The organism is Mucilaginibacter aquaedulcis (assembly GCF_030409325.1).
Lineage (GTDB): Bacteria > Bacteroidota > Bacteroidia > Sphingobacteriales > Sphingobacteriaceae > Mucilaginibacter > Mucilaginibacter aquaedulcis.
This window is the reverse complement of sequence record NZ_JAUFPR010000002.1, coordinates 2036533-2051005: the sequence shown is the minus strand read 5'-3', so window position 1 is coordinate 2051005 and position 14473 is coordinate 2036533. Positions and strand designations below refer to the sequence as shown.

Below are 14473 nucleotides of genomic sequence, written 5' to 3'. Positions count from 1 at the left end.
AAAGATTTTATTATTTAGTAGTAAACTTATTATTGCTTACGTCTGCATCCATAAATATACCGCCATCTAACACTGCAGATTTGATTGCTTTAACTGTTTTAAGATTTACAGTTGTTTGCCTTTGGTTTTTCTCCCAAACACCAGGCGTTTGGTGTATGGTTTCGGTGGTGCCATCTGCGTATGTTATTTTAACATCAAAGGGTACGGCAAAGCCGCCAATGTTTTTGATAGCAGCAGTATAGCCACCTTTAACTTTGGTTATGCCTTGCAATGAAAGGTCAATGTAATAATTAGTGAAGAACCAGTTATTAAAGAACCAGTTAAGGTTACGTCCTGATACGCTGTTCATGGAGTTAAAATAATCCCACGGGATAGGGTGTTTGCCGTGCCAGCGATCCATATAGCCATGCAGGGCTTTCTTAAACAGGGCATCACCCAGCATATCCTTCAGGGCAAAGTAGCTTAGTGATGGCTTGCCATAGGCATTATTACCGTAACCGGCCTTTAACTCGCTTGATGGGGTTATAACAGGCAAGTCTTCAGAGGTTGAAGCGTTATTTATCCAGCCCTCAACCCTAAAGCTTTTATAAAGCTCGTCTGCTTTTTCCTGGCCTACTTCTGAAGCGCCGATCAGGCGTTCAAAGGTAGTGGCCCAACCCTCGTCCATATAGGCGTAACGGCTTTCGTTAATACCCATGTAAAAAGGGAAATAAGTATGGGCAATTTCATGATCCTGTACAAATTGCGAAAAGCGGATATCCTCTGTGTGGCTGTCGTTCACCATCATCGGGTATTCCATGTCTGCAAAACCCTGAAAAGCGGTCATTTTAGGGAACGGATAAGGTACACCCGGCCAGTTATGTGAAAGCCAGCTTAACGAGTTGCGCCCGTTTTGTACGGCATGATGAAAATCTGCTGCATTATCTAAAAACGCGGCCTGCATACTGGCTCTGCGTTGGGTTGCATCATCAACAATGGTACTGGCTGCGTCCCACACATAATGATCGCTTATACCTACAGCCATATCACTGATGTCATTGGCTTTCCAGATCCAGGTATTAATATCGTTTTGAGCGGTTACATTTTTAGCAGCCAGGTCAGTTGTGGTGGCAACATGAATGGTTGAGTCGCTGGTCATTGATGCCTGTAAACGTTTAGCATATTCAGGTTGCAAAACCTGGTTGGTATTTTGCAGGGTACCGGTGGCCCAAACTATATAATTTTTTGGAGCTTTTACCTGTAGGGTGTAATCGTTAAAATCGTTATAAAACTCTTGTGCATCCACAAAAGGCAGCCTGTCCCAGCCGTTATAATCATCATATACAGATACTCGCGGATAAAAATAAGCCAGGTAATAGGTGGTTGAATCAATCATTCCTTCCCGGCCGCTTTCAAGCGAGATCTGGAAATGCCAGGCAATGTTAAGCTTCACAGAATCATGGGGCATAAGGGCCTTAGGCAAGCTAACAATGTAATTAGTTGAGGCCATGGCGCTATTGAATTTCTTAGGCTGGCCGTTAACTAAAAACGTATCAATTTGTATACCTGGTGTTAAATAGTTTGGCTGGGCGGTGCCGGCACGTGCTGCACCTGGTTTATGAATATTCAATATCATCTTCATGTTAAGCCCCTTTAAGGTATCGGGACTATTATTAATGTAGATGATCTGTTCGGTGCCTTTAATGTTGCGGTCGGGCGGAAGGGCACTTATAGTAATGTTGTAGCGGCCATGGTTTTGCCAATATTTTTTACCGGGGTTACCATCGGCAGAACGGGTGCCTTTTTTGTAGGCAGCTTGTATATCGCGGGGCATATACAAATCCTGGGCTTGTGCCTGTACCAGTATAAAACAGGTAAGTGCAGTGAGAAAAATAGATCTGATCATGTTTTTAGTTAATACAACTGCAAATTAATGTAAATGAATTGGAAAATAATAAGCGATAATCACGAATGTGGCGCTATTTAGCTGTAGAAATAATTTATCCTTTGAGTAAAGTATTATGATTTCGTAACAAATTTGTAACAATAAATTATTTGGGAATAAATTGTTGCTTCTGTGGGATATATTTTTTTACTTTGTTTAAGTTATTTTAATAGGGGTATTAAATAACTAATATTTAAGCCATTCGCATAATGCGGATGGCTTTCTTTTTATACGCGTATTTTTATAAGTTATTAATTTTCAGAAAGATACTCTTTTGATATTAATAAAAATAACTGGTCGTTATCAATTGATTCATCAAAACACTCGGTAAGGAGTTGCCTGATATCATCATATTTTAACATTTTGGCAACCATAATTAACATCCGACATGATGTGATGCTCAGGTGTTCCAATAATTGAAGGTACATGATCAGGTCCATATCGCTTAATATAGGCATGTCCTGTTTATCGTCAAGGCAAAATCCATCCTTAATAATCGACTTAATAGGGTTGCAGTTTTTGTCGGATGGCGTTTCGTTTATAAGCAAATAAATTTCTTCCATTCGGTTTATCTGTTTCTTTACATCATCCCAAAATTCCTGAATGGCTTGTTGTAATGCGGTAAATGAGGCTAAATGAAGCAAATGATCCAGATGGTTGTTCAGATAGCATTTGCCAAAATATATACGGTTTAAATTATGTATAAACACTTGTTTTAATAAGCTGTCATCTAATAAATGGGGATTTGTATTACTCATGATCGTGTATGATAAATAGTTAGCTTTAAGATAAGGACTTATCATCAACTTAAAACCACAGGGAATGTTTCACTAAATGTAATTTAAAAGCATTCATTTTATTTATAAGCCTATATGCGGATATACGCTAACTTTGTACACTCATACAAACAACTATGAAATATAAATTAGGCGACTTTGTGCGCTTTGTTGACGAAAAAATGGAGGGTTTTGTAACCCGTATCATTGATGATCAGATGATAGGTGTTACCGGCGAGGACGAATTTGAAATACCCGTACTGGCCAGTAAGGTTACTACCGTGCATGGTTACGAACCGGCGGGCTCAAAACCCAAAATTGCCAATGAAGTGCCTGTAATTACAGGCGAGTTTGAAAAGAAAGGTATCTATATAGGTGTAGTTGCCGATGCTAAAGCAAATTCGGTAGTGCATTTTTATTTGGTTAATAACACCTCTTTCCATTTACTTGCGGTGCTGAGTACCGAAAAACAACAGGTATTTAAAGGTGAGTTTGCCGATGCGATAGGCCCAAAATCGGCTGTGAAGATATATTCGGCTCAGTTGGCCGACTTGCAATTATGGCCAAAATTTATTTTTAATATTATTTATAGCACTAAACAAAATGTTGAACCGCCGGCTCCATTGGTAGTTCAGGAAAAGTTTAAGGCAAAGGATTTTTCAACTTCTAAAAAAAGTATTCCATTATTAACTGAACCCGGCTGGTTGATACGCCTTGATGAACCTGAAATGGTGATTGATGCGCAGAAACTAAAGGAAAGTTTCTTTAAATCGGCAGAGGAAAAGGTGGTGTTGGATAAACCTGTTAGTGAGGTTGACCTCCATATTGAAAAACTGCGCGACGACTACCAGTTTTTACAAAGCAGCGAGATCTTGAATATCCAGCTTGCTCATTTTCATAAAGCGCTTGATGCCGCCATTGTGCATCAACTTCCTGATATGGTGTTTATTCACGGTGCCGGTAACGGAACTTTAAGAAACGAGTTGCATAAGCTTTTAGGCAAGCACCCCAAAGTACAAACCTTTATGGATGCCCGTAAAGAGAAATTTGGTTACGGCGCTACCAAAGTAATATTCAAATAAAACAAGAAACCCGGCTCGCAAAAGCCGGGTTTCTTGTTTTATTTATTCAGGTTATCAACCCGGTCATAAAATTCTTTTTGCAGTTTCAGGGTTTCTGTATCGGCCTTGATGGCTTTTAGGGCTTTAACAAAACTGTCAATTTCATGTTCGGCGGTGAACTTGCCTAATTCAGTTGTGGCTTTTGCCCCCTCGCCTGCGTAATGGTTAGGGTAGGCGGCATACCACCAGATAGGGGTATAAACGTTAGGTATATTTGACCGGTGTTGATTGGCGCCGGATTGTGACGCTGCCCTGTCCATCTTCATCAGATCGGGCCGGTAATAAAGCAGGGTTGATGTTTCACCTTCGCCAGCATGCTGATCATCTTGCGGGTCTGATTTATGCATTTTCAAATACTGAGCGGTAAATTCCTTATCGTTTTGAGGGGCGTAGAAGTATACCGCGTAATTATGCCTTTTGTTGAGTAACGATTGCATGAAAAAGCGGATGAACTCCGGATTGCCACCATGCCCGTTCAATATCACTATCTTATCAAAACCGTTCCGTGCAATCTCGTCGCAAGTAGCCTCTAACATGTCCAATATCAATTTGCTCGGCAGCGCAAACGTTCCGGGTTGATGACGGGCCTCATTGATCTGCCCGTAAAAGTAGTCAGGAAATATAACTGCGTATTCTGATTTTACAGCATGGGCGGCCCATTCCCTAACATGTATAAGATCGGTACCTAAGGGTGAGTGGGGGCCGTGTTTTTCTAATATACCGAATGGCAGTATGCAGGTTTTTGATGATTTTTCAAGCGCTTGAGGAAAATCAGAGGCAACAAGCTCATCCCAGCGGGCAAGTAATTGTTGGGCATTAGCAAAGCCTGAAAGGAGCAATGCCATTAATAAAAGCAAATAAGGTTTCATTTTAATAATATTGGTTTAAAACAGATGGATGTTATTGATGTGGAATTTACAAAAATATTTCACGCAAAAGTTTGCTTATCAGGAGGTAATGTAATTTTTACGGTTAATTATTTCAAATGCGGCAGGGCATAACAAAAAGCAGCTCCTTTTTTACCGCCATTTTCCGCCCAGATACGGCCGCTCATCTTCTCAATAAAATCTTTACATATCATAAGTGCCACACCCGCGCCTTTTTCCTTTTCATTGCTATAACGCATTTCGGATTTGAAATTGAATATCGATCCCATTTTTTCGGCTGATATGCCTTCTCCTTCGTCCTGCACACAAATAGATGTTTCGCCGGGATGCACAGAGGATGTAATGGTGATGGTTGAATGTTTTGGCGAAAACTTTATGGCGTTGTGTATAAAATTGCGATTAATGAACTGTATTAATTCCTTATCGGCATGTATAATTACATGTTGATCAACATTGTTAATAAACTTAAGCTGGTACTCTTCGGCTATGAGGCTAAAGGGTAACAGTGCTTCGTCAACCAACTCTTTTAAATGTAATGGTGTTGGCTGATAGTTAAAACCCGAGAGCTGTTGCTTTATCCATTGCAATATATTTTCAAATATCTCGAGCGATACGTTGGATGAATGCTCCATGGTATCAACAAGTTCCATAAGTTCCTCCCGGGTAAAGGAATCAGCATCCTTTAAAACCGAGGCAAGGGTTTTTAATGTACCTATAGGCTGCCTGAAATCATGGGCCAGGATAGATACCAAACGGTTATTAAACTCGTGGTCTATCTCCAGTTTTTCATTGCGCAGCAAAACAGATCTGTTAAGCGCTTCAAGTGTTACCGCGTGTTTTTGTTTGAGGCGATACAGGCGGTAAATAAATAATATCGTTATGGCTGTGATCACTAAAAGCACCCCCAGCACAATGATGAATATTTTCTTGGTTTGGCTCTTGATAATAACAGCCTCCAGTTGCTGGTCTTTTAGCGCGTAATCAATATAATCAAAGCCTGAAGTGTTGTTAAATTGCTCTTCATCATCATACAATTTCAGCAATTTTTCGCTGTAATACTTCGTTTCCTTAAGATCATTTTGGGATATATAAATGTCATAAAGTTTTTTGCCGAATACTTTTTGGTACATGTGATAGCCTTTTAAATCGGCAATATTAAGACCTTGCTTATAATACTCAATACCCTTATTTACATTACCATTACGGTACAGATCGCCCAAGCTCATGATAAGGTCTAAACTGAAATAGTTAAGACCTATGGCTATCCCTTCGGTAGCTGTTTTTTGTAACAGATTTAAGCCTTTTTCCAGCTCATTGTCTTTTAAATACAGCAGGGCCTGTATCTGGTCAACTTCAAGCAGTGAACGGTTATCTTTATATGAGATGGCTATCCGGCGGGCCTTGTTAAGATAATTAAGAACAGAATCTTTTGGAACCTGATCAGGATACATCAGTAAATAATTACAAAGTACCAATGACATGATCGAGTCCTGTTTAATAGTATTACCCAGACTGATTGCCTTTTTAAACATCTTGATCGATTTTTTGTCCTCCTTGTTCTCGTTAAAAACAAGGCCAATGTTCATCAGCGTTTGTACAATGTTTGATGAATCATGTAAAGCCAGGTAATGGTTGTAGGCATCGTTATAATAACGAAGAGATAACTGCAAATTACCCCTTAGGTCATAAACAATTCCCAGGGTATTTAATGCATCCGCAATACCATGCTGGTATTTTAATCTTTCGGCAATGGAGCGGGCGCGTTTGGCGCAGTAAAAGGCGCTGTCCATATTGCTTTCATACATCAGTATACCAAGCCTGTTAAGCGCATCTACATATTGAATACTATCGGTAATATGGGGAATGTCTTTCTTAATTTTGTTTATAGCCTTTACCTGGCCGTACCCATTGGTAAAAGCAAACAGCAACAGCATAAAAAAGACAAAGGTTTTCTTCATTAAGTAGCGCTTACATTAACTAATTGGAAGTAAAGGTTGATTTTAGAAACATAAGCTTTTAAGTTATACGAAATAAGAACATACAGAGTTTGCTCATTTGAATGCTATTCGCCCCAGGCTGTTATGATTAAATTTCTTGCGCCTCCGTAATTGCGGTGCTCGCACAGGTATATGCCCTGCCAAATGCCCAATGCGGGCCTCCCGTTACGGATAGGGATCATTACGGAGCTACCTAATAAAGCCGCCTTTAAATGGGCGGGCATATCATCCGGCCCTTCATCGTTATGTAAATAATCCGGATCATTTTCGGGTACCGATTTGCTGAAATAGGTCTCAAAGTCATGCCTAACAGTTGGATCGGCATTTTCATTAATAGTTAAAGAGGCCGAAGTATGTTGGATAAAAACCTGCATTATGCCTGTTTTAATTTCACTTATCTGGGGTATAGCGTTTAACACATCGGCAGTTATCAGATGAAAACCGCGTTTCCTTTCCCTAAGCTGTAACGCTTGCTGGTATATTTGCATGGTTGATGTAACTATAATACTTTATTAATAACAGGTATATTGTCATATAGTTGGTTAAAGTAATAATTTATTAACCATTAATTCAACATTTTATATAAATCTATAATATTAATATTAGAAGGTATTAAAACGGTTAATAAATATCATCTACATTGCTTAATACCAATGTATTTATTTGTAAATAATAATTTTAATTTGTAGTATAGAGAGGAATTAGAAAGGACGAAATTGTACGATATTGAAGCGAATTTCAAGGCAGATGTAGAGGCTATAACAGGCATCGACGCGGTGCCATCTATATTAGAAGTTATATGCCGCACTACAGGAATGGGGTTTGCTGCAGTCGCCCGAGTTACGCCCGATAAATGGATTGCCTGTGCAGTTCGGGATGAAATAGAATTTGGATTGGTACCGGGTGGCGAACTACAGGTTGAAAGCACCATTTGCCATGAAATAAGACAGAATCATGCTGCCGTGGTCATAGATCATGTTGATGAAGACGAGGTTTACGCCCATCATCACACTCCTGAAATGTATGGCTTTCAAAGCTATATTTCCATGCCCATTATGCTTAAAGACGGGAGCTTTTACGGTACACTTTGTGCCATTGACCCTAAGCCGGCCCGCTTAAACAATCCTGAAACCATAGGCATGTTCAAATTATTTGCGGAGCTTATAGCTTTTCATTTGAATGCCATTGATCAGTTAAACATAAGTCAATCAAACTTATTGGAAGAGCGAAAAACGGCCGAACTACGCGATCAGTTTATTGCGATACTGGGGCATGATCTACGTAACCCGGTTGGCGCGGTATCAAACGTTGCGCAGATATTATTGCGTATGCCCCTTGATGAACGTATAAAAAGATTGGCCACCATTATACAGGATTCATCGTTCCGCATGAAGGGGCTTATAGATAATATTCTTGACTTTGCCAGCGGCAAGCTGGGAGGAGGAATAACCCTAAACCGCGATAACGAATCACTTGAGCAGGTATTGACGCAGGTACTTACCGAACTAAAACTCATATGGCCAGAGCGTACCATTAACATTCAATTTAATTTAGCCGAACCTGTTAATTGCGATAGTAAGCGGATTGCTCAGCTTTTTTCAAACTTGTTAAGTAATGCAATTACCCACGGTAAAAAGGATGCGCCGGTTAGCGTAACTGCTGTCAGTGACAAAAAAGAATTTGTTTTAGCTATAAATAATGCCGGGGATAAAATTCCTGATAATGTAATTGAACATCTTTTTCAACCTTTTTCACGCGGCGAAGCCGGCTCATCAAAACAAGGTTTGGGATTAGGTTTATTCATCGCATCTGAAATTGCCAATGCACATGGTGGCACACTTACGGTATGCTCAACAGATGATAATACTTGTTTTACTTTACAAATACCTGCTTAATATTGTGCAATTGGTCATGCTGTTATTTGCTGATATACTGCTAATGATATAATTTTGTAACCAGTTTTACAGTATATATCAATAACAATATGGATCACAGCACATATAGCGCATCATTACAGGATGAGTACCCTGACCTTCCGGGTCTGGAGGTTATTTATGGCATAGATGGTAAAAGGAACGAGGCAAGGGAAATACAGGCTCTTCAGGATACCATTTATGTAATAGGGGGCAAGTGGAAGTTGCCTATCATCAATTCTATTTGTAATGGCAACAAGCGTTTCCGAGAAATTGAACGGAGCATCCCAGGAATAACCACCAGGATGCTATCGCGTGAGCTGAAAGAAATGGAAGTGAATAAGCTTATCAGCAGAACGGTGCACCCCGGCCCGCCGGTTTTGGTGGAGTATGAGTCGACAGATTACTGCAGAACATTTGGCCCGCTTATTTTAACCATGATCAAATGGGGAATTGAACACCGGGAAAAAATAAAGAAGAGTTAAATATCATCATCGAGGTTCATGCGCATGGTTAACAGTATGCCCGAAAAACCAACTTTTTCATATGCCTTAAGAGCGGGCTCGTTTTCGGCATACACTTCAAGCCTTATTTCAGAAACACCTCTTTGCTTTGCCCATTGTTTAAGCGCATCAATGATCATACTGTTTACACCCTTGCCCCGGTAATGCGGAGCCACATACATAAAGCCCAGATGTACATGTTGCCTGTGTTTTAAATAGTGTTTGGATTGTTCAATGCGCCCATATCCGCACCCAATTATTTCTTTGCCATTTTGGGCAACAAACACCGCTGTATTATCCGCCTCAATTAACTTCCGTATATCGTAATAATAAAGAGGTCCCGGTTTTAACGTGGGATCAAAGGGTCGTTCGGCATCTACCAGTTCTTGTTTAAATTCAAACAGAACATCCAGATCATTTAGTTCAGCTTCCCTGATAGTTATATTATCCATAGTACCGTCAATGATTTTAGCTAAGGCAATTTATCACTATTTAACTCAGATCAACGGATAGTGTTTAAATTATCTATCAATAACTGGCCTGGTCAATGTCAGGTCGGCTTAAGTTACCTTCGACATTCACCCTGAATTTAAATAGCCGGATGGGCATATGGCTCATCCGGCTATGGGGAAGTTTAAATATTAATTATTGATTAGCACCACCGTTAACCAGCAGGTGCTGACCGCTTACGAATGATGACAGATCGCTGGCGAAAAATTCGGCCGCGTTGGCCACATCTTCCACCTCAGCTAAACGGCCCATAGGGCAGCTGGCCAGCAGGCTTTTTCTCAGTTCAGGATAGCTGTCAGGCTCGGCAAATATACCTGAATGATCAACCGCGAAGGGAATGATAGAGTTCACGGTAACCCCGCGATGACCAATTTCCTGCGACAGTATATTAACCAGATATCGTGGTGTAGTTTTGCTGCCGCCGTATACAGCCATGCCCGGTACAGGGAAAGATGTTGTGCTGGAGGCTATGTAAATGATGCGGCCGTTGTCTTCTATATTTTTAGCAGCTTGCTGCATGGTAAAATAAGAACCTTTGGTATTGATAGAGAACAGGCGGTCAAATTGTTCTTCGGTAAAATCAACTACCGGGGTTTCTACCATTTCTATACCGGCATTGGCAACTATGATGTCTATTTTACCAAATTCTTTTTTAGCTTCGGCAAACAGCCGCTCAATGTCGGCCACTTTGCTTACATCGGCTTGTACGGCTATTACACTTACACCCATAGCCTTGATGTTGCTTAACACCTCATCGGCAGATGCTTTATCGCGTGAATAATTGATCACAATATCGGCACCTAAGGCTGCATAACGTTCTGCAATGGCTTTACCCAAGCCCCTGGCAGAACCAGTAATTAAGGCTACTTTATTTTTTAACGAGTTCATGATTTTTATTTATTAGTCCGGAAGTCGGAAAAGACCGAAAGCCTGGAGGGTTGTTTTAATAGTTATTTAGTTTGTTTAGTGATGTACCCCGGTTCTGGGTACAAAATTTTGACTTTTTAATTTTGACTTTTGAATTAAATTAAGCCATTGCGCCGTTTACGCCGATAATTTGTCCGCTTATCCATTTGGCATCATCACTGGCCAGGAAGGCAACTACTTTGGCAATATCTTCTGGCTCACCCAGGCGGTTAAAGGCATTTAGTGAATTTAAGCGGTCAATTAATTCCTGTGATTTGCCTTTGGTAAACAGTTCTGTATTAACCGGGCCGGGCTGTACTGCATTTACATTGATACCACGTGCACCAACCTCTTTTGCAAACACACGGGTAAGTTGCTCTACCGCGCCTTTAGTGGCTACATAGCTGCCATAGGTAGGTGTTATTACGCGGGTTTGGGTAGTAGAGAAATTGATGACAGATCCGTTATCGGTCAGTTTGGTGGCAGCTTCTTTAAGGGTGTTAAAAGTTCCTGTAACATTGATCTCAAACTGACGCGTAAATTCCTCAACAGAGGTATCTTTCAGTAATTTGGTGATCATGATGCCTGCGTTGTTGATCAGTACATCAATTTTACCGTAGTGGGCAATAGCTGCATCAAACATGGCGGTTACTTCATCGGCTTTGCTCACATCGGCCTGTAAGGCAATGGCGTCACCACCTTGTTGTTTTATTTCGTTAACAGTTTCTTCGGCTGCTTGCTGGCCGCCAGCATAATTAACAATTACCTTAGCGCCTTGGCTGGCTACTTTTTTAGCTATTGCTGCACCAATACCTTTAGAAGACCCGGTTACTAATATTACTTTTTCTGATAGCGTTTTCATGATTTTTTTCTTTGTTGTTTTGATATAACAAAGGTCAGGTTTAACGCAACCCAGAAAGTACAGATTTTAAAGCATTACATGCAAATATCTAAGATGTGATGGTGCTGTGCTGTTTTCTATATAAAACAGGGGAGGTATCAGTATATTTCTTAAAGTAATTACTGAAATGGCTCGACTCTGAAAAGCCCAGAATAAAAGCGATTTCCTTAATAGATGTGGAGGAGTTTTGCAGGAGGGATTTGGCCTCGGCAATAGTTTTTTCAGCTATCCAGGTACCAATGGGCTTACCGGTTTTGCTTTTGATAACGTTGCTCAGATAGTTGGGATGCAGGTTTTGCTCATCGGCATAATCCTGCACCCTGAAAACCTGGTGTATCTTGCCATTGCTCAGGTCGCGGTAATGTTGCTCAAGCGTACGTTTAAAGGTTTTAACAATTTGCGAGCTCCGGTTGCCCTCATAAATAGGGTTGTAATCTTTCCAGAAGTATTCCTTGATCTTTAACAAGAGCACCACAAATAAATTACCTATAAGCCGGTTACGATACGGGCTTTTTGACAGGTATTCCTTATTTATTTGAAGGTATAGCTGCTCAAATTTAAAAAAAGCATCGGGCGATAATACCCTTGGATGCACGGTTTCGGCCAGGAGAAAGGGAAACTCCTCAAAAATGTCGGGATGAACATTCTCCTTTAAAAAAGATTCGCTCAGGGTGATAAGATAAACTTCCCCGATCTCAAACCACTCGTGCGATTTATAATGCCCTGGATTGGTAAAGTATATGGTACCCGGGCTGCTATCAAAAGTGAGATTATCTGTAGTGTATTTGCCGCGACCATCTTTTACAAACAGGAAAGAAAAGAAATTGGGTCTGAATACCGGCGATTTAAAGGGCAGTTCCAGATGTATGTCCCTTAAATTATGAATGGTGAAATCGGTCTTGTCGTCAATACCCTCTGTAGGCAGGCCAAAGTGGGCATACTGTTTTAATAAGGTATTAAATACAAGCTTTTTTTCTGGCTCTTTCATTTGGCAGGACGCATGCGGAAATCATTATTCATGCGGACTAAAATTAAGAACAAATTTGAATATTTAGCTTGCCATAAGGGTATTACGATTCAAAATATACTACAGGCTCAAGACTGTGTAATTCATCATCGGTAAACAATCTTGACCGGATGATGAAACGGATCCCCATAGGGATCTCTAATGAAAAGCTGGAACCCCGGCCCGGGGTAACATCAAGCGTAAGGTGGGTGTGTTTCCAGTATTCAAACTGATCAATGCTCATGAAAAATTCGCAGCCGTGTATGTCGCCGATCTTAACATCGCTGCTGCCGATCTTAAACTCACCTTTCTCGAAGCACATTGGCGATGAGCCATCACAGCAGCCACCACTTTGATGAAACATCAACTCGCCAAAGCGGCCGCGCAGGTCATCAATAACTTTTTCGGCAGCGGGTGTAATGGAAACTCTTTTGGTCATGTTAAATTAAGTTAATAAAGGCGCTGCAAATGCCCAATACCTTTGCAGCTACCTTTAACTACAGGCTAAAAGAAGCCTAATTTGTTCTTATTATATGAGATCAGCATATTCTTTGTTTGACGATAGTAGTTGAGCATCATCTTGTGATTCTCTCTGCCAAAACCTGATTTTTTGTAGCCGCCAAAAGGCGCATGAGCAGGGTAGGCGTGATAGCAGTTTACCCAAACACGTCCGGCCTGTATGGCGCGTGGTACCTGGTAAATTTCATGAGCATCGCGGGTCCAAACGCCTGCACCTAAGCCGTACAGGGTATCGTTGGCAATTGCAATGGCTTCTTCAACAGTTTTAAAGGTAGTTACAGATACCACGGGGCCAAATATCTCCTCCTGAAAAATGCGCATCTTGTTATTGCCCTTAAATATGGTAGGCTGAATGTAATACCCGCCACCCAAATCATCGCCCAGTTTTTGCGCTTCACCACCGGCAAGCACCTCGGCACCTTCTTTTTTGCCTATATCAAGGTAGCTCAATATTTTTTCGTACTGATCATTGGAGGCCTGTGCACCCATCATGGTATCAGAATCAAGCGGGTTGCCCATTTTAATGGCCTTGGTACGGGCAATTACACGTTCAATAAATTTATCATATATGTTTTCATGAATCAGCATGCGCGATGGACAGGTACATACCTCTCCCTGGTTAAGGGCAAACAGTACAGCCCCCTCAACAGCTTTATCAAAAAACTCATCATCGGCATCGCCTACAGATTCAAAGAATATATTTGGCGATTTGCCACCCAGCTCCATAGTTACCGGAATCAGGTTTTCTGACGCATATTGCATAATGAGGCGACCGGTAGTGGTTTCACCGGTAAAGGCAACCTTACTTATTTTGGGCGATGTCGCCAGGGGTTTACCTGCTTCGGGCCCAAAACCGGTAACGATGTTCAGTACTCCCGGCGGCAAAATATCGCCAATAAGCTCCATAAGCACCATGATACTGGTAGGGGTTTGTTCAGCAGGCTTAACTACGGTGCAGCAGCCCGCGGCAAGGGCCGGTGCAATTTTCCAGGTAGCCATCAGCAGCGGGAAATTCCAGGGGATAATTTGGCCTACAACGCCAAGCGGTTCCTGCAGGTTAATGCTTACCGTAAATTCATCATGCTCAGAGATGCTGCTTTCTTCGGCGCGTATAGCGCCTGCAAAGTACCTGAAATGGTCAACCACCAGCGGTAGGTCGGCGGCCATGGTTTCACGTATGGCTTTGCCATTATCAATGGTTTCTACAGTAGCCAGGTAAGCCAGGTTATCTTCAATAACCTGCGCAATTTTAAGTAACAGGTTGCTGCGTGTGGTTGCTGATGTTTTACTCCAGGTTTTAAAGGCCTCTGTAGCGGCATCAACAGCGGCGTCAACATCTTCTTTGGTTGACCGTGCTGCCTGGGTAAAAACCTTACCATCAACGGGCGATATATTATCAAAATATTCTCCTTTAACAGGCGGTACAAACTTGCCGCCAATAAAATTGTCGTACCTGTCTTTAAAGATTGGCTTTTGTGCTACGCTCATAAAAATGTTTTTAAGTTTAATT

14 protein-coding genes are annotated in these 14473 nt (G+C 41.2%); 3 read left to right on the top strand and 11 right to left on the bottom strand.

Annotation, left to right across the window (positions count from 1 at the left end; translation table 11 throughout):
• Positions 1-10: 10 nt before the first annotated feature.
• The gene (locus QWZ01_RS12885; protein WP_290323748.1) at positions 11-1885 is read right to left on the bottom strand and encodes a M1 family metallopeptidase; all 1875 of its coding nucleotides are present in this window, start codon (positions 1883-1885) and stop codon (positions 11-13) included.
• 290 nt (positions 1886-2175) lie between these two features.
• Positions 2176-2682: a DUF892 family protein gene (locus QWZ01_RS12880; RefSeq protein ID WP_290323747.1), complete on the bottom strand. Its 507-nt coding sequence runs from the start codon at positions 2680-2682 to the stop codon at positions 2176-2178.
• A 155-nt stretch (positions 2683-2837) separates the two neighbouring features.
• On the opposite strand from QWZ01_RS12880, the gene QWZ01_RS12875 reads away from it, so the two are divergent.
• Positions 2838-3782: a Smr/MutS family protein gene (locus QWZ01_RS12875; protein ID WP_290323746.1), complete on the top strand. Its 945-nt coding sequence runs from the start codon at positions 2838-2840 to the stop codon at positions 3780-3782.
• Between the two features lie 38 nt (positions 3783-3820).
• On the opposite strand, the gene QWZ01_RS12870 is transcribed toward QWZ01_RS12875, so the two are convergent.
• The 3 genes from QWZ01_RS12870 to QWZ01_RS12860 all read right to left on the bottom strand — a co-directional run bounded on the left by QWZ01_RS12870 (position 3821) and on the right by QWZ01_RS12860 (position 7193).
• Positions 3821-4690: a creatininase family protein gene (locus QWZ01_RS12870; RefSeq protein ID WP_290323745.1), complete on the bottom strand. Its 870-nt coding sequence runs from the start codon at positions 4688-4690 to the stop codon at positions 3821-3823.
• Between the two features lie 107 nt (positions 4691-4797).
• A complete protein-coding gene (locus QWZ01_RS12865) occupies positions 4798-6666 on the bottom strand; it encodes a tetratricopeptide repeat-containing sensor histidine kinase (RefSeq protein WP_290323744.1) in 1869 nt (622 codons plus the stop codon).
• A 104-nt stretch (positions 6667-6770) separates the two neighbouring features.
• A complete protein-coding gene (locus QWZ01_RS12860) occupies positions 6771-7193 on the bottom strand; it encodes a secondary thiamine-phosphate synthase enzyme YjbQ (protein WP_290323743.1) in 423 nt (140 codons plus the stop codon).
• A 228-nt stretch (positions 7194-7421) separates the two neighbouring features.
• Here QWZ01_RS12860 and QWZ01_RS12855 point away from each other — a divergent pair, with 228 nt between their 5' ends.
• Positions 7422-8600, top strand: coding sequence for a GAF domain-containing sensor histidine kinase (locus tag QWZ01_RS12855; RefSeq protein WP_290323742.1), 1179 nt, complete (start codon positions 7422-7424; stop codon positions 8598-8600).
• A gap of 89 nt (positions 8601-8689) precedes the next feature.
• Positions 8690-9103, top strand: coding sequence for a winged helix-turn-helix transcriptional regulator (locus QWZ01_RS12850; RefSeq protein WP_290323741.1), 414 nt, complete (start codon positions 8690-8692; stop codon positions 9101-9103).
• On the opposite strand, the gene QWZ01_RS12845 is transcribed toward QWZ01_RS12850, so the two are convergent.
• The 6 genes from QWZ01_RS12845 to QWZ01_RS12820 form a co-directional block, all read right to left on the bottom strand.
• A complete protein-coding gene (locus QWZ01_RS12845) occupies positions 9100-9573 on the bottom strand; it encodes a GNAT family N-acetyltransferase (protein ID WP_290323740.1) in 474 nt (157 codons plus the stop codon). The genes QWZ01_RS12850 and QWZ01_RS12845 overlap by 4 nt on opposite strands.
• A gap of 193 nt (positions 9574-9766) precedes the next feature.
• Complete coding sequence (locus tag QWZ01_RS12840) at positions 9767-10519, bottom strand: SDR family oxidoreductase (protein ID WP_290323739.1); 753 nt, start codon at positions 10517-10519, stop codon at positions 9767-9769.
• A gap of 139 nt (positions 10520-10658) precedes the next feature.
• The gene (locus tag QWZ01_RS12835; protein WP_290323738.1) at positions 10659-11399 is read right to left on the bottom strand and encodes an SDR family oxidoreductase; all 741 of its coding nucleotides are present in this window, start codon (positions 11397-11399) and stop codon (positions 10659-10661) included.
• An 88-nt stretch (positions 11400-11487) separates the two neighbouring features.
• Positions 11488-12426, bottom strand: a complete 939-nt coding sequence (locus tag QWZ01_RS12830) for a helix-turn-helix domain-containing protein (RefSeq protein WP_290323737.1) — start codon at positions 12424-12426, stop codon at positions 11488-11490.
• 82 nt (positions 12427-12508) lie between these two features.
• Positions 12509-12883 carry a DUF779 domain-containing protein gene (locus QWZ01_RS12825; protein WP_290323736.1) on the bottom strand — a complete coding sequence of 125 codons (375 nt, stop codon included), beginning with the start codon at positions 12881-12883 and terminating at the stop codon, positions 12509-12511.
• Positions 12884-12948: 65 nt separating this feature from the next.
• Positions 12949-14451, bottom strand: coding sequence for an aldehyde dehydrogenase family protein (locus QWZ01_RS12820; protein WP_290323735.1), 1503 nt, complete (start codon positions 14449-14451; stop codon positions 12949-12951).
• Between the last annotated feature and the right edge of the window lie 22 nt (positions 14452-14473).